Annotated in this window: 13 protein-coding genes and 1 tRNA gene; 10 read left to right on the forward strand and 4 right to left on the reverse strand. The window is 64.8% G+C overall.

Annotated elements, in window-relative coordinates; translation table 11 throughout:
- Positions 1-107 precede the first annotated feature (107 nt).
- Positions 108-184, forward strand: a tRNA-His gene (locus GGR13_RS04675).
- Here GGR13_RS04675 and GGR13_RS04680 read toward each other — a convergent pair.
- The 3 genes from GGR13_RS04680 to GGR13_RS04690 form a co-directional block, all read right to left on the reverse strand.
- Entirely contained in the window at positions 163-1944 is a 1782-nt protein-coding gene (locus GGR13_RS04680) for a patatin-like phospholipase family protein (RefSeq protein WP_183212353.1), read from the reverse strand. The genes GGR13_RS04675 and GGR13_RS04680 overlap by 22 nt on opposite strands.
- A 65-nt stretch (positions 1945-2009) precedes the next feature.
- A complete protein-coding gene (locus GGR13_RS04685) occupies positions 2010-2750 on the reverse strand; it encodes a polysaccharide deacetylase family protein (RefSeq protein ID WP_183212355.1) in 741 nt (246 codons plus the stop codon).
- Between the two features lie 42 nt (positions 2751-2792).
- Positions 2793-4058: a DNA polymerase IV gene (locus GGR13_RS04690; RefSeq protein WP_183212356.1), complete on the reverse strand. Its 1266-nt coding sequence runs from the start codon at positions 4056-4058 to the stop codon at positions 2793-2795.
- Positions 4059-4240: 182 nt separating this feature from the next.
- Here GGR13_RS04690 and GGR13_RS04695 point away from each other — a divergent pair, with 182 nt between their 5' ends.
- The 4 genes from GGR13_RS04695 to clpA all read left to right on the forward strand — a co-directional run bounded on the left by GGR13_RS04695 (position 4241) and on the right by clpA (position 8780).
- A complete protein-coding gene (locus GGR13_RS04695) occupies positions 4241-4630 on the forward strand; it encodes a response regulator (protein ID WP_183213085.1) in 390 nt (129 codons plus the stop codon).
- Positions 4627-5991 (forward strand): PleD family two-component system response regulator, encoded by a 1365-nt coding sequence (locus GGR13_RS04700; protein ID WP_183212358.1) that lies wholly within the window; start codon positions 4627-4629, stop codon positions 5989-5991. The genes GGR13_RS04695 and GGR13_RS04700 overlap by 4 nt, the downstream gene beginning before the upstream one ends.
- 133 nt (positions 5992-6124) lie before the next feature.
- Positions 6125-6457, forward strand: coding sequence for an ATP-dependent Clp protease adapter ClpS (clpS, locus tag GGR13_RS04705; RefSeq protein WP_183212359.1), 333 nt, complete (start codon positions 6125-6127; stop codon positions 6455-6457).
- A gap of 13 nt (positions 6458-6470) precedes the next feature.
- The gene (clpA, locus tag GGR13_RS04710) at positions 6471-8780 is read left to right on the forward strand and encodes an ATP-dependent Clp protease ATP-binding subunit ClpA (RefSeq protein ID WP_183212361.1); all 2310 of its coding nucleotides are present in this window, start codon (positions 6471-6473) and stop codon (positions 8778-8780) included.
- 75 nt (positions 8781-8855) lie between these two features.
- Here the strand turns inward: clpA and GGR13_RS04715 are convergent, their stop codons facing one another.
- The gene (locus tag GGR13_RS04715) at positions 8856-9158 is read right to left on the reverse strand and encodes a CsbD family protein (protein ID WP_183212362.1); all 303 of its coding nucleotides are present in this window, start codon (positions 9156-9158) and stop codon (positions 8856-8858) included.
- 145 nt (positions 9159-9303) lie between these two features.
- On the opposite strand from GGR13_RS04715, the gene GGR13_RS04720 reads away from it, so the two are divergent.
- The 5 genes from GGR13_RS04720 to GGR13_RS04740 are packed head-to-tail and all read left to right on the forward strand — an operon-like array spanning position 9304 to position 15345.
- Positions 9304-9660, forward strand: a complete 357-nt coding sequence (locus GGR13_RS04720; RefSeq protein WP_183212364.1) for a phage holin family protein — start codon at positions 9304-9306, stop codon at positions 9658-9660.
- Between the two features lies 1 nt (position 9661).
- A complete protein-coding gene (locus GGR13_RS04725) occupies positions 9662-11371 on the forward strand; it encodes a cisplatin damage response ATP-dependent DNA ligase (RefSeq protein WP_183212365.1) in 1710 nt (569 codons plus the stop codon).
- Between the two features lie 46 nt (positions 11372-11417).
- The gene (locus GGR13_RS04730; protein WP_183212367.1) at positions 11418-12392 is read left to right on the forward strand and encodes a mechanosensitive ion channel family protein; all 975 of its coding nucleotides are present in this window, start codon (positions 11418-11420) and stop codon (positions 12390-12392) included.
- 3 nt (positions 12393-12395) lie between these two features.
- A complete protein-coding gene (locus tag GGR13_RS04735; RefSeq protein WP_183212369.1) occupies positions 12396-13412 on the forward strand; it encodes a threonine aldolase family protein in 1017 nt (338 codons plus the stop codon).
- A gap of 40 nt (positions 13413-13452) precedes the next feature.
- Entirely contained in the window at positions 13453-15345 is a 1893-nt protein-coding gene (locus GGR13_RS04740) for an ABCB family ABC transporter ATP-binding protein/permease (protein ID WP_183212371.1), read from the forward strand.
- The last annotated feature ends 9 nt before the right edge of the window (positions 15346-15354 follow it).

Below are 15354 nucleotides of genomic sequence, written 5' to 3' on the forward strand. Positions count from 1 at the left end.
ACCAGCGCCCCGAGGGAAACCTCGGGGCGTTTCCTTTTGCGTCTTGCGCAGTGTCTGCTTGATCGCGACGAACAGGCCCGCTAAAGACCGCCCCTCGCGAAGAGCGCGCCGCCTTAGCTCAGTTGGTTAGAGCGCCGGTTTGTGGAACCGGAGGTCCTCAGTTCAAGCCTGAGAGGCGGTACCATCTTCCGCGACGGCCATTGTGCCACCCGCGGCCATCGCCGCCGCACGTCGTTTCCTCAGCATGCCGATCGGTCCTTCCAGCTTCGCCAACATCTGGACGGTCGCCTTGTAACCCGCCGCGACGACGGGGTCGTAGATCTTCCAGTCCCGGATATCGGCCCCAGTGGGCTCCGGACGGATCAGCAGGTCGGTGTCCGCTCGCGACCGTGTCAGTTCCGCGTCCGAGGTGATCGTGGCCGACCGCATCAGGATCGAGACGATGGGAGGGCCGCCTCTCCAGGCTCCGGACAGGATCCAGCGCCACCATGACGGTGGATTTTCCAGCGCACGAGCATCGACGCCGCGCGACTGCGACATGTCGACCCCGATCGTGGGACCCGCATTCTGCATCCGCATGACATCGGTCGGGAAATTCTTGATCACCGCACCATCCACCAGCACGGCACCGTCCATGACGACCGGCGGCATCACGCCGGGAATGGAGATCGAGGCCCGGATGGCACGTCGCAGCAGGCCCCGGCGGTGGATTTCTATCCGCCCGGTCGTCAGGTTCGATGACACGGCAAAGAAGGGCAGGGGCAGGTCGGCGATATCCACGTCGCCATAGGCCTGCTCGAGCAGTCGAGCGACCTTGCCGGCCCGGGTCATGGCGATGATCGGGACGGCGATGTCGGACAGCGGATCCGACGTCACAAAGGCCTTGCGAATACGGGCCTCGAGGTCCTCATCGCTCCAGCCAAGAGCCGGGCCAGCGGCGATCACGGCACCCATCGAGGCGCCGCCGAGAAAATCGAAGGTCACGCCCGCCTCACGCAGCGCGCGGATGGCCCCGATGTGGGCATAGGCCCTGGCTCCACCGCCTGACAAAACCAGGCCGACCGCCGTCCCTGTCAGCACCCGCGCGATCCGTGCGGCATCGTCTGCATTGCCATCGATGGCATGGAACCAGCGTCCGGGATCCAGCGTGTCCAGCCAGATGGACGTATTTGCGGGCCGCGTCATCCGCGCATCGCGCAGGAGGATCAGATCCGTGAACTGGTGGACATCGGGCAGGCCCCTGCGGCCCGGCGCGACCGGGGGCGGGACTGTCAGGCTGTCGCCGACAATGAACAGCCGGTCCACCTGTCGAGCGCAGAGTGCAGCCCACGAGGGCTGGTCCTGCTCGGCGATGTAGAGAACGAAATCGTGCGAGTCCTCGACGCGCGAGAACCACTCCGACAACGAGGTCAGCGCCGTGTGATCCACCACCTGACAGGTGAACCCGAGCGCGCGGACAGCGGCGGCGATCCGGTCGACGAAGGGGCGGATAGGCCGGGTCCGCGCTGAAGTGAAGCCGAACACGCTGGGCTCTGCCGCACCGGTCGTGGTCTCGCGGGCGCGACGCAGCATCAGTCGCGACAGCTCGATCATCACGTCGGGTCGGGTCCGCACGGCATCGAGGAAGGCCTCGCGCGGCAAGGCCAGGATCTCGGAGTCCCGCAGGGCAACGACATTGGCGGAATGCGCGAGGCCAGCGATCATGGCCATCTCGCCGACCGGTTCGCCCGGCTTCACGACGCCAAGGAACTGCGGCGGGAGGCCCTCCTCATGGCGGAACACACCCAGACGGCCCGAGCGGACGAGATACAGGGTGTCGGCGGCGTCCCCGGCCTGAAACAGCCGCTCTCCGCCGGTCAGGGCGAACCAGCTGGCCGCGGTGTCGCGATCCTCGAAGAGCTGGGCGAGGGCGGCTTCCAGCGTGTCGGTTCGGGCAAGGGCCATGAAGAACCTATGGCTGATTCGGATGAAAGGTTACCCAACCGCGCCAAACAATGCGGTGCAGTCGGTCAGACGCGGCAGGCCCGCCAGCCGGCCTCGACCGGCAGAATGTCCAGACCGGCGGCCTTCGCCAACCGGATCACCCGGTCCAGATCGTCGGGGGTACACCCATAGGCTGTCGGGCTGTCCATGACGTCATGACCGTAGGCGATCAGCCATCCGCGCGAAGCGGCAGTCTGCTGCATCAGAGCCTCGAGGTCGTAACCCGGCAGCCGTCGGGACTCCAGGCCGATCGCCTTCAACAACGGCCGGTCGCTGCGAGCCTGGTTGATGCCGTTGATGACGCCGCGCGCAAACTCGAACCGCCCGGCCACGACGGCCTTGGCCCCCAGCCCGCAGTCTCCGAATGGATAGGCAAAGCTGGTCATGACGTGGCCGTCGAGTCTCTCGCCGACCCATCGGGCATTCCGGTCAAGACTTGCCGCCAGCTCCGCAGCCGTCAGGTCCATGACACTGGCGTGCTCATAGGTATGGCACCCCACCTCATGACCGGCGACGTGCAGGGCCTGCAGGTGCTCGGTCTCGAACTGGGGAAGGCCCAGATTCGTGCCGCCCGCCAGTCCACCGCAGACATAGTAGGTCGCCTTGATGCCGTGCTCGGCAAGGATGGGACCGGCCTCGGTCCATGCGGTCACCGGGATGTCGTCGAAGCTGAGGCTGAACACGCCGCGCGGGGGTGCAAGGGTGACGGACCGAACGCCGAGGTAGCGGGCCGCGCGACGGCGCATTTGATCGAAACGAGACTTCATGGCGGCACCCTGACACACGGGCCTTAAGTCTCGCTGAATGCGTCAGGCGGCGGGCGGCTTCAGCGCACGTCCAGCGACCACAGCTCCGGCACCGAACCGGGCGCGAAGGTCGTCGATGGTGGTCTCGGTCTTGAGGGCGCGCGACTCGGTCGAGGCAAAAAGGCCGGCCGGGGTATCGATGGCATCCACAACCTCGGCCATGCCGATGCCGATCAGGCGATAGGGCCGGCCCAGTTCGGGCTTCAGCAAGGCGCGGCCGACGGCGAACAGGGCCCGGGCCGTCTGGACGGGTTCGGGAAGGCTGTGCCGGCGGGTGACGATGCGGAAGTCGTCGCGACGCAGCTTCAGCACCACGACCCGTGACGCAACGCCGTCGCGCCGGGCCTTGGACGCCAGTTTCTCGCACAGCGGCCAGAGCTCGGCCTCCAGGGCTTCCGCTGTGACCAGGTCGCTGTTGAACGTGGCCTCTGCGCTCATCCCCTTGCGGTCATGGTCGGGATTGACGGTTCGGCCATCACGGGCGTGAGAGAGGTCGTGCAGCCGCAGGCCCCATTCACCGTACCGCTTCATCAGGTCGCGGGGATCGGCCGCGGCCAGATCGCCGACCGTGGCAAACCCGTCGCTCCTCAGGGTCCGTGTGAAGACCGGCCCCACCCCGGGCAGGATCGATACGGGCCGTGGGGCGAGCAGGGCCTTCGCCCCGGCCTTGCCGATCACCGAGAAGCCGCGTGGCTTGTCCATTTCCGAAGCGACCTTGGCCAGGAAGCGGTTGGGGGCGAGGCCAATGGAGACCGTCAGGCCGGTTTCTGCCTCGATCCTGTTCTGCAGCCGGATCAGCTGCAAGGCCGGGGGGCCGCCGTTCAGGCGCTCCGTGCCAGCCAGATCGATCCAGGCCTCATCCAGCGACAGCGTCTGAACCAGCGGTGTCAGGGCACCCACCAGGGCGAAAATCCTTTTCGACTCTGCCACATAGCGAGGGAAGTCGGGGCGGATGACCACGGCGTCCGGGCAGGCCTTCAGGGCCTTGAACATGGGCATGGCCGAGCCCACGCCAGACTGCCGCGCGATGTAGCAGGCGGTCGAGACGACCCCGCGAACGCCGCCGCCGATAATCACCGGACGGTCGCGCAAATCCGGCCGGTCGCGTTTTTCGACCGAGGCATAGAAGGCGTCGCAGTCGAGGTGCGCGATTGTCAGCTGCTCCAGTTCGGCATCGCAAATGACACGAGGAGACCCGCAGGTCGGACAGCGTTTTACCGCGTCGGTGCCTGTCCAGGTGCATTGGCGGCAGATGGCGCTGATGGCCAAGCGGAAGACTCTCCTGATCCCGAACTGTTCCTTTCTTGTGCCACAACACAGCCGTTCAGCCGAACGAGCTTTTGCAGCCGCGCGCCGGAGCTTCACGTCAATTTAAGACTGCGGGTGAAAGATACCCGCCTGACTACGAGTGCCTTCGCGTATCAGCGCGATTTCAGGCCGCAAGGGGAATGATGTCCAAGAAAGTCCTCATCGTCGAGGATAACGAGCTGAACATGAAGCTTTTTCATGATCTGCTCGACTCCCAGGGCTACCAGGTTCTGCAGACCCGCGAGGGTCTGTCGGCCCTTGGAATGGCGCGTGAGCATATGCCGGACCTCATCCTGATGGATATCCAGCTGCCCGAGATCAGCGGTCTGGAAGTCACCAAATGGCTCAAGGACGATGAGGAACTGGCGCATATTCCCATCATCGCCGTCACGGCCTTTGCCATGAAGGGTGACGAGGAGCGGATACGGCAGGGCGGCTGTGAGGCCTACATTTCCAAGCCCATCTCGGTGATGCATTTCCTCGAGACCGTGAAGAAACATCTGGGCCTTTCCGTCCCCGTGGGGGTCGGATGACAGCGCGTATCCTTGTTGTCGACGATGTCGAGGCGAACGTCCGGCTTCTCGAAGCCAAGCTGACGATCGAATACTATGACGTCATGACCTGTCAGGACGGGGCAACGGCGGTTCGTCTGGCGGCCCAGGAACAGCCTGACATCATCCTTCTGGATGTCATGATGCCGGGAATGGACGGGTTCGAGACCTGTCGGCAGATCAAGGCGGATACGAATACACGGCATATTCCGGTTGTCCTGGTCACGGCTCTGGATGGACGCGATGACAAGATTCGCGGTCTCGATGCCGGAGCCGATGATTTCCTGACCAAGCCTCTGGACGATGTCGTCCTGTTTGCGCGTGTGCGTTCGCTGACCCGCCTCAAGCTCGTAATGGACGAACTGCGCGAGCGTGAGGAAAGCGGGCGCAGGCTCGGCGTAAACGCGGACGGGGCAGGGCGGCTGCGAGGCTCCGGTGGACGGGTCCTGATCGTCGACGACAATCTGCGCCAGGCCCAACGGATTGCGGATGAACTGACCCGCGAGCATCGTCCTGTCATCGAGACCGATCCCAAGGCAGCCCTGCTGGCTTCGCGCGGTCTGATCGACCTGATGATTGTCAATGTCGCCGCTGAGAGCTTTGACGGTCTCAGGCTGGTCGCCCAGGCGCGATCGGCCGAAACCTCCCGCCACATGCCCATTCTCGCGGTTGTCGAGCCGACCGACAGGCCCCGATTGATCAAGGCGCTGGAACTCGGCGTGAACGACATCCTGATGTCCCCTGTGGATCCGGAAGAACTGGCTGCGCGGGCACGGACGCAGATAAGGCGCAAGCGCTACACCGACTTCCTGCGCGAAAAGCTGGACTATTCCCTCGAGATGGCGGTCACCGACGCGCTCACGGGACTGCACAATCGTCGCTACATGACCGGCCAGCTTCAGGCTCTCGTCCAGCGGGCCAATCATGGCGGTGATCCGGTTGCCGTCCTGGTGATGGACATCGATCACTTCAAGGCTGTCAACGATGGCTTTGGTCACGATGCCGGTGATGAGGTGCTTCAGGAGTTCGCCGTCCGGCTGGCGACCAATGTCCGGGCCGTGGACCTGCCCTGTCGATTCGGAGGCGAGGAGTTCGTCGTCGTAATGCCGGATACCCGGATCGAGGATGCCCACCGGATCGCCGATCGCATCCGGCGCGATGTCAGTTCCGTCCCCTTCCGTGTGATGGGCGGCAAGGAAACGCTCAACATCACCATCTCGGTCGGCGTTGCGGTCTCGCTTGGACAGGGCGATACGCCTGAGGCGCTGCTCAAACGGGCTGACGAGGGCGTTTACGAGGCCAAGGCAACGGGTCGAAACCGGGTCATCGCCCGCGCGGCCTGACGCCCTGATCTGCGGGATCTAGGCATTTGCCTGCGACCTTTGAGCTCCGGTCACGAAGCCGGGACTGGACGCGGCTTCAAAACCGTCCATTCTTTCCTATCTAGGGTTTCGACTCCCCCGATACGGAACAAGAATGCCATCCAACCGGCCAGGTGAACGACAGGGACAGGGCTCAGGCTCTGCCACCATCACCGAAACAAAACCCAAGCTTCAGAAGCCCTCGCTGTATCGGGTGCTGATCCTGAATGACGACTACACGCCGATGGAGTTCGTCATCTATGTGCTGGAGCGGTTCTTCCAGAAGAGCCGCGAAGACGCGACCCGCATCATGCTGCATGTGCACCAGCATGGCGTCGGGGTGTGCGGCGTCTTTACCTATGAGGTGGCCGAAACCAAGGTCGCCCAGGTGGTCGAGACGGCGCGCCGTCACCAGCATCCGCTGCAATGCACTATGGAAAAAGACTGAGAGGATCTCCCCAATGCCCTCGTTCTCACGCCCCCTGGAAGAGACCCTTCACCGCGCCGTGGCCTACGCCAATGAGCGCCGCCACGAGTACGCCACCCTCGAACACCTGCTGCTGGCCCTGATCGATGACCCGGATGCGACCGGGGTGATGACGGCCTGCAATGTCGAACTGGTCGCGCTGAAGACCGCGCTGACGCTCTATGTCGACACTGATCTGGCCGCCCTGGCGACCAGCGATGGCGAGGACGCCAAGCCGACCGCCGGCTTCCAGCGCGTCATCCAGCGCGCCGTGATCCACGTTCAGTCGTCCGGTCGCGAGGAAGTGACCGGGGCCAACGTGCTGGTCGCCATCTTCAGCGAGCGCGAAAGCCACGCCGCCTATTTCCTGCAGGAGCAGGACATGACGCGCTACGACGCCGTGAATTTCATCGCCCATGGCATCGCTAAGAAGGCCGGTGCCGGTGAATCGCGGCCTGCCAAGGGCACTTCGCCCGAGGAGGCCGATGACGCCGCCGCCGTCAAACAGGGCGGTGAGGCGCTGGAAGCCTATTGCGTTGACCTCAACGAGAAGTCGCGCAAGGGCAAGATCGACCCGCTCATCGGTCGTCAGGCCGAAGTTGACCGCTCGATCCAGATCCTGTGCCGCCGCACCAAGAACAACCCGCTGCTGGTGGGCGAGCCGGGCGTCGGCAAGACCGCAATCGCCGAAGGGCTGGCCCGCAAGATCGTCAATCACGAGGTCCCGGCCGTGCTGGAAGGCGCGACCATCTACAGCCTCGACATGGGCGCGCTGCTGGCTGGCACACGCTATCGCGGTGACTTCGAGGAGCGGCTGAAGCAGGTCGTCAAGGAACTCGAGAACCACGAGAACGCCATCCTGTTCATCGACGAGATTCACACGGTCATCGGTGCCGGCGCGACCTCGGGCGGGGCCATGGATGCGTCCAACCTGCTCAAGCCGGCCCTCGCGTCGGGCACGCTTCGCTGCATGGGGTCGACGACCTACAAGGAGTATCGCCAGCATTTCGAGAAGGACCGCGCCCTGGTCCGGCGGTTCCAGAAGATCGATGTCAACGAGCCGACGGTCGAGGATACGGTGAAAATCCTGAAGGGGCTGAAGACCGCCTACGAAGGTCACCACAAGCTGCGCTACACCGACGCCGCGATCCGTTCGGCGGTGGAACTTTCGGCCCGCTACATGACCGACCGCAAACTGCCGGACAAGGCGATCGACGTGATCGACGAGGCAGGGGCATCACAGATGCTGCTGCCGGAATCGAAGCGGAAGAAGGTCATTGGCCAGAAGGAAGTGGAGGCCGTCATCGCCAAGATGGCGCGCATTCCGCCGAAATCGGTCTCCAAGACCGACACCGAAGGTCTGCGCGAACTGCAGAAAGATCTGAACCGGGCCGTCTTCGGTCAGGACGCAGCGATCGAGCAGGTCTCCTCGGCCATGAAACTGGCCCGGGCGGGTCTGCGCGATCCGCAGAAGCCGATCGGCTCGTTCCTGTTTGCCGGCCCGACCGGCGTCGGCAAGACCGAGGTCGCCAAGCAACTGGCCTCGACTTTGGGTATCGAGATGCTCCGCTTCGACATGTCGGAGTATATGGAGCGTCACACCGTGAGCCGGCTGATCGGAGCGCCTCCCGGATATGTCGGCCATGACCAGGGCGGCCTGCTGACCGACGCCGTCGACCAGCACCCGCATGCAGTGGTGCTGCTTGACGAGATCGAGAAGGCACACCCGGATGTCTACAACATCCTGCTGCAGGTCATGGACAACGGCCAACTGACCGACGCCGTCGGCAAGAAGGTCGATTTCCGGAACGTCGTCCTGATCATGACCACCAATGCCGGAGCGGCCGACAATGCCCGCGCCTCCATCGGCTTCGGTCGTGGCAAGGTCGAGGGCGAGGACGAGAAGGCCATCCAGCGCCTGTTCGCTCCGGAGTTCCGGAACCGTCTGGACGCCATCGTATCGTTCAGGCCTCTGGCGGCCGAGACCATCCGTATGGTCGTGACCAAGTTCGTGCTGCAGCTGGAAGCCCAGCTTGCGGACCGGAACATCACGATCGAGCTGACGGACGATGCCGCCGACTGGCTGGCCAAGAACGGCTTCGACGAACTGTATGGCGCGCGCCCGCTGGGTCGGGTCATCCAGGAGAGCATCAAGAAGCCGCTCGCCGACGACATCCTGTTCGGGCGTCTGACGCGTGGCGGTCACGTGAAGGTCGAGCTGAAGGACGGCAAGATCGCCTTCGACATCAAGCCGGCCAGTGGCCAGGCGGTGAAGGAAGCCGCCGACGAGGATGCCGCCGTCTAGGGCGTCCTTTTCCGGAAACGAAAAAGGCCCGGGCAGTGATGCCCGGGCCTTTCTTTTGCGTAAGAGCGTCGAAGCCTAGCGGCGACCGGCGCGTGACAGGATCAAAGCCAGACCGGCAACAATACCTGTGGTGAGCAGTGGCTTGGCGCGGGCGAAGTCCAGACCCTTGCGGGCCGTTTCCTGGTACTGGGCCGGGGCCTTTTCCACGAGGCCGTCAAGGCCGTCGATGACACGGCCGTAGGCGTCGCGGGCCTTGCCCTTGATTTCGTTCAGCTTGCCTTCGGCTTGAAGGCGGTCGTTACCGGTCAGGCCACCGATACCGTCTTGTAGGCGACCGCCGAGGACTTCGGCTTTGCCCTGGATGCGTTGATCAGTCATGGGATATCCCTTTCAGAATGTGTTGGCCGGGGAGGCGTGCCGTCATAGCGCGTGAGGAACCCTGCGGTTCCTGGATGGCTTTGTGAGCACAACACGCTGCCATGCCCTACATTGGGATGGCACTGACAATAATCGAGGGGTCTTCATGCTGCGCTTCATCGTCCAGGCCGTCGTGACGGCGCTCGGCCTGTGGCTGGCGTCACAGGTGATTGATGGGGTCGGCTTTTCGGATACGACCACGCTCGTGATCGCGGCGGTCCTGCTGGGCGTCGTCAACGCCGTGGTGCGACCGATCCTCGTGATCCTGACCTTCCCGATCACCGTGCTGACGCTCGGTCTGTTCCTGCTGGTCGTCAACGCGGCCACGATCGGCCTGGTCGCCGTCCTGCTGGACGGCTTCGTTGTCGATGGGCTCTGGCCCGGGATGGGGGCGGCGATCGTGACCGGCCTCGTCAGCTGGATCGCTGGAGCCTTCATCGGAGACGGACGGAAGGCCGACTAGAGTGCGGGCCTTCGCCGAACTTCTCGACCGGTTATCGCTGACCAGTTCACGCAATGCCAAACTTGTCCTTCTGCGGGACTATCTGCGGGCGGCACCCGACCCCGACCGGGGCTGGGCCCTGGCGGCCCTGACCGGAGAGCTCAGCTTCACGGCGGCCAAGCCCGCAATGATCCGCAAGGCCGTCGAGGCGCGGGTCGATCCGGTCCTGTTTGGCTGGTCCTATGACTACGTCGGCGACCTGGCCGAGACGGTGGCCTTGATCTGGCCGGGGGATCCGAACCGTCGGGCCAACCGCGAGCCTGAACTGGGCGAGGTCGTCGATGCGCTGAATTCCGCTAAACGGGGCGAGGTGCAGGGGCTGATCGAGGGCTGGCTGGATGCTCTTGCCCCAAAGGGACGCTGGGCCCTGCTCAAGCTTGTCACAGGAGGCCTCCGGGTCGGCCTGTCGGCGCGGCTGGCAAAGACCGCCACGGCCCTGATCTGTCCGGAAAACACAGGCGGCACGCCGGGTTCGGACGGCGGCGAGGGGCTGCCACGCCTGGCTCCTGTTGACGTGTCCGAGATCGAGGAGGTCTGGCATGCGCTGGAACCCCCCTATGCCGAACTGTTCGCCTGGCTCGAAGGTCGCGCCAACCGCCCCAGCGGGGATGCACCAGGCCGTTTCCGCCCGGTCATGCTGTCGGTTGCGATCGACGAGGCCGTGGACTTCAGCCGTCTGGACCCGGCTGACTATGCCGCCGAATGGAAATGGGACGGCATCCGCGTCCAGGCCGTGCGCGAGGCTGGCGTGGCCCGGCTGTATTCCCGAACCGGCGACGAGATATCCGGGGCCTTCCCCGACCTGATGGCGGGGCTGTCATTCGAGGGTGCGATCGATGGCGAGCTGCTGATCTGGCGGGCCGAGCCGGGGGGAGGGGGCGTGGTCGCCCCGTTCGGAGACCTGCAGCAACGACTGAACCGCAAGACGGTCGATGCGAAGACCATGGCGGCCTATCCGGCGGCCATCCTGGCGTATGACTTGCTGGCGGAGCGGGGCGAAGACCTGCGCCATCTGACATTCGAACAGCGCAGGGCCCGGCTCGAGGCCGTTGTCGCGTCTCACGGAAATGAGCGGCTGCATCTGTCGCCCATCGTCGACTATCCGGACTGGGAGACGCTTGGCCGACTGCGTGCCGATCCTCCCGTCGGCGGTGCCGCTGAAGGCCTGATGCTGAAGCGCCGGGACTCGACCTATGTGGGAGGGCGCCCCAAGGGACCCTGGTTCAAGTGGAAACGCGATCCCCACACCATCGACGCAGTGATGATGTATGCCCAGCGTGGGCATGGGAAACGGTCCAGCTTCTATTCGGACTTCACCTTCGGTGTCTGGACTGAGGAAGGCGCTTTGACGCCTGTGGGCAAGGCCTATTTTGGCTTCACCGACGACGAACTGAAGCTGCTGGACAAGTTCGTCCGTGACAACACGATCGACCGGTTCGGGCCGGTCCGGTCGGTCCGGGCCGAGCCCGACTTTGGCATGGTTCTGGAGATCGCCTTCGAGGGCCTGCAGCGTTCGCCCCGGCACAAGTCGGGCGTTGCCATGCGGTTTCCGCGGATCAGCCGCATTCGCTGGGACAAGCCGGCGCGTGAAGCCGACACGCTGTTGTCGGTCCTGGGGCTGCTTGAACGTATGGAATCCGGAGGCGGGCGGGTCGCGACGACCATCGAATAGGCACCAGAAGGGTTCAAATCGGCGCGGGGTGCGGTAAACCCCCGCCATGTCCACCCCGATTGCTCCCGTACTCGCAGCGGTTACCGCCGGCGAAAAGGCTGCCGCCTTCGATGTCGCCATGCTGGCCCGTCTGACTGACCTCGCCGGCGACTTCGCGATCAACACTGCGATCGCCCTGATCATCCTGGTGGCGACGGTCTTTGCGGCCAAATGGGCGGCGAGGGCTACCCGGCGTGGTCTGTCCCGCGTACGCGGCTTCCGCCACGACCCGACGGTCCTCAGCTTCGCCATCCAGGTGGTGCGTGTCGTCGTCTACATCATCGGCTTCATTGCCGTGCTTCAGCGCCTCGGCGTTCAGACCACATCGATTCTCGCCGTTCTGGGGGCTGCTTCCCTGGCGGTCGGCCTGGCGCTGCAGGGCACGCTGTCGAACGTCGCGGCCGGAGTCATGCTTCTGGTGTTGCGTCCGTACAGGGTCGGGGATCTGGTCGACATCAACAACAACGTGGGCAAGGTCACCCGATTGGACCTGTTTTTCACCCAGATGTCGGATGCCAACAACGTCAAGATCGTCATTCCCAATGCCAAGGTCTTCTCAGACACCATGCTGAACCTGTCGGGTCAGCAGACCCGGCGCATGGAGCTGAAGATGAGCGTTGGCTACAGCAGCGACCTGACCGAGGCGCGTCATGCCCTGATCACGGCCGCGAGTGCGCACGAGAAGGTGCTTCAGGACCCTGCGCCGTGGGCCGGGGTGACCAACCTGCTGGACAGCGCGGTCGAGGTCACCCTGCAGGCGTGGACGAAATCCGAGGACTACTGGCAGACCAAGGCCGATGTGTTCCAGGCGGCAAAGGAGGCCCTCGATGCCGCGAACATCGAGATTCCGTTCCCGCATCAGGTCGCTGTTCCCTATGGCACAGAGGACATGATGCCTGTGGTCACGAGGCGCGCGAGCCAGACCAGTCCAAGCAGCAACCCTTCGCCGGGTGACGCCCACACCGAATCCAGCGAGGGCTGAGCCATGCGATACGACTTCGGGTCCGACAATACGGCCGGCATGGCCCCGTCCGCTCTGGATGCTCTGATCCAGGCCAATACGGATTACGCGCGGGCCTATGGGTCAGACGACGTCACGGCGCGGGCTGCAGACCAGATCCGCCAGCGACTGGACGCTGACGCCGACGTTCGCTTCGTCTTCAGCGGCACGGCAGCCAACTCCATCGTTCTGTCGATGCTGGCAAATCCGCACGAGGCGGTGCTTGCACACCACGCGGCCCACATCTGCACCGACGAGACCGGGGCTCCGGGCTTCTTCGGGCAGGGGGTCGGCCTGATCGGCTTGCCGGGCTTCTCGGGCAAGATCGAATCCAGGGCTCTGCAGGCCTGGCTCGAGGAGCCTGTCGTGGGTCACAGGCAGCCACCAGCGGCGCTGTCCCTCACCCAATCCACCGAATACGGCACGGTCTACCTCGAAGAGGAACTGCGTCACCTGATCGAGCCGGTGAAGGCCTGCGGATACGGCGTCCATATGGACGGAGCGCGCCTGGCCAATGCTGCGGCGCACGGGTTCGACCTCAAGCAGATCGCACGACTGGGCGTCGACGCCCTGGTCTTCGGCGGAGCCAAGGCCGGCGCAAACTGCGTGGAGGCGATTGTGCTGTTCGACAAGGCCCTGGGCCGTCGGCTGGACAACCGCCTGAAACAGGCCGGACAGACGGCCTCGAAGGCCCGATTTGTCGCCGCGCCCCTGCTGGGCCTGCTGGAGAGTGGCGAGTGGGAAACCGGTGCCGCCCACGCAAACCAGATGGCCCAGAAACTGGCCAGGGGCATCGTCACCCGCTCGCCCTTCACGCTGGCGCATCCGGTCGAGGCGAATGCGGTGTTCGTCCGGATGCCGGTTGAGGCCCATGAACGCCTGAACGCGGCCGGATGGGCCTGCTATCGATTTGATGACGGCTCCGTCCGCTTCGTCTGCTCGTGGGCCACGACCCATGCCGCCGTCGAAGAAATTCTTGATGCGATCGCGGGGCTGGCTTGACGTCTTTCGCTCCGGAGCCGGGCGGGCCATATGACGTCTCATGGCAGGACGCGGTGAACGATCGGTACGACGAAGCGCGGTGCCGGACGTGAGAGCGTTGGGAAGTGAACCTGAAGTCAAGGTCGACGGACCCAAGACCTGGGACGCGTTGGCGGATCTGACGCGCCTGGTTGCGCGATCCCGGGCACCGCAGCTGTGGCCCAGGCTTATCCTGGCGATGGCGCTGACACTTGCGGGCAAGGCCCTGGGGGTCGCCGCACCACTGGCCCTTGGTGCAGCCGTCAACCGGCTTGCAGAAGATCAGCCCGCAGGCGTTGGCATCGCCCTGGGTTTCGCAGGTTTCGCCGTAGCCTGGGCCCTGATCCGATTCCTCTCGTCGATCGCACCTCAGGTATCGGACGTCGTGTTTGCGCCGATCCGGCAGGCCGCCCAGCGGACGACGGCGACGGAGACCTTCGCCCACGCCCTGAACCTGTCGCTGGACTTCCACCAGACCAAACGTTCCGGTTCGCTGTCGCGCACGGTCGAGCGTGGGTCGCGGGCCGTGGATTTCCTGCTGCGTATCCTTGCGTTCAACCTTATCCCGACAGGCCTGGAACTGATCCTCGCCGCTGGGGTGCTTGCAGGTGCCTATGACTGGCGTTTCGGGGCGATCGCCCTTGTTGTCGTCGTGATCTACACGATCGTGACCTTCTCGATCAGCAACTGGCGGATCGAGCACCGCCGCACGATGAATACGGCCGACACGGCGGCAGCGGGTCTGGTCGTCGATTCCCTGCTCAACTACGAAACCGTCAAGTCGTTCGGGGCCGAGCAGCGGGCTGCCGCCGGCTATGACGAAGCGCTCGCCGTCTACAATGCGGCGGCGCTGAAGGCGAACACCTCCCTGGCCCTGCTGAACGGGGTCCAGGTCCTCATCATGAACATCGGGCTCGGCGTCATGGCCGTGCTGGCCGGCTTCGAGGCTGCAGCAGGCCGGATGGGCCCGGGCGATGTCACGGCGGCGGTCCTGATCCTGATCGCCCTGTATGCCCCGCTGAATATTCTGGGCTTTGCCTATCGCGAGATTCGGCAGGCCTTCATCGACATGGAGGAGATGCTCAAGGTCACGCGCGAGCAGCCCCAGGTCGCCGATGCCCATGGTGCGCCCGACCTGCAGCCCTGCAGCGACTCGCGGGGAGGTTCGATTGCCTTCGAAAGCGTATCCTTCCGGCACGATGCCCGCACGGGCGGGCTGGAGGACGTGTCGTTTGTCGCCGAACCGGGCACGACGACCGCCCTGGTCGGTCCGTCCGGCGCCGGCAAGTCCACCATGGTCAAGCTGGCACTCCGGCTGCTGGATCCCCAGTCCGGTCGTGTCCTGATCGATGGCGTCGACATGCGCGACGTGACCCAGGCCTCGCTCCGACGTGCGGTAGCCCTGGTGCCCCAGGACGTGGCGCTGTTCAACGACACCCTGCGCGTCAACATCGCCTTCGCCCGCCCCGAAGCGACCGAAGCGGCCATCTGGGCCGCAGTCGAGGCGGCGGAACTGGGCGACTTCATCCGCGGGCTTCCCGATGGCATGCAGACCAAGGTCGGCGAACGGGGACTCAAGCTGTCCGGCGGTGAACGCCAGAGGGTCGGGATTGCCCGCGCCCTTCTGGCCGATCCCTGCCTGCTGATCCTCGACGAGGCGACCAGCGCTCTGGACAGCCGGACCGAAGCCGCGATCCAGAAAACGCTGCGGCGCGCCCAGGCAGGGCGGACAACGCTGGTCGTCGCTCACCGCCTGTCGACCATCGCCGATGCCGATCAGATCCTGGTGGTGAAGGCCGGCCGGATCGTGGAGCGGGGCAGCCATCACGAACTGGTCGCGCGTGTCGGAGGGGAGTATGCTGCCCTGTGGCGCAAGCAGACCCGCGGTGCCCGGTCGACGCCGGTCGGAGCCTGAAGGTCAGGT

Origin of the sequence: Brevundimonas variabilis, from assembly GCF_014199945.1 — a bacterium.
GTDB classification, from domain to species: Bacteria; Pseudomonadota; Alphaproteobacteria; order Caulobacterales; family Caulobacteraceae; genus Brevundimonas; species Brevundimonas variabilis.

Coding starts and splice junctions, on each gene's coding strand:
- GGR13_RS04735 (WP_183212369.1), top strand. CDS start 12,396: ATGCGATACGACTTCGGGTCCGACAATACGGCCGGCATGGCCCCGTCC.
- GGR13_RS04680 (WP_183212353.1), bottom strand. CDS start 1,944: ATGGCCCTTGCCCGAACCGACACGCTGGAAGCCGCCCTCGCCCAGCTC.
- GGR13_RS04720 (WP_183212364.1), top strand. CDS start 9,304: ATGCTGCGCTTCATCGTCCAGGCCGTCGTGACGGCGCTCGGCCTGTGG.
- clpS (WP_183212359.1), top strand. CDS start 6,125: ATGCCATCCAACCGGCCAGGTGAACGACAGGGACAGGGCTCAGGCTCT.
- GGR13_RS04715 (WP_183212362.1), bottom strand. CDS start 9,158: ATGACTGATCAACGCATCCAGGGCAAAGCCGAAGTCCTCGGCGGTCGC.
- GGR13_RS04695 (WP_183213085.1), top strand. CDS start 4,241: ATGTCCAAGAAAGTCCTCATCGTCGAGGATAACGAGCTGAACATGAAG.
- GGR13_RS04730 (WP_183212367.1), top strand. CDS start 11,418: ATGTCCACCCCGATTGCTCCCGTACTCGCAGCGGTTACCGCCGGCGAA.
- GGR13_RS04740 (WP_183212371.1), top strand. CDS start 13,453: ATGGCAGGACGCGGTGAACGATCGGTACGACGAAGCGCGGTGCCGGAC.
- GGR13_RS04685 (WP_183212355.1), bottom strand. CDS start 2,750: ATGAAGTCTCGTTTCGATCAAATGCGCCGTCGCGCGGCCCGCTACCTC.
- GGR13_RS04700 (WP_183212358.1), top strand. CDS start 4,627: ATGACAGCGCGTATCCTTGTTGTCGACGATGTCGAGGCGAACGTCCGG.
- clpA (WP_183212361.1), top strand. CDS start 6,471: ATGCCCTCGTTCTCACGCCCCCTGGAAGAGACCCTTCACCGCGCCGTG.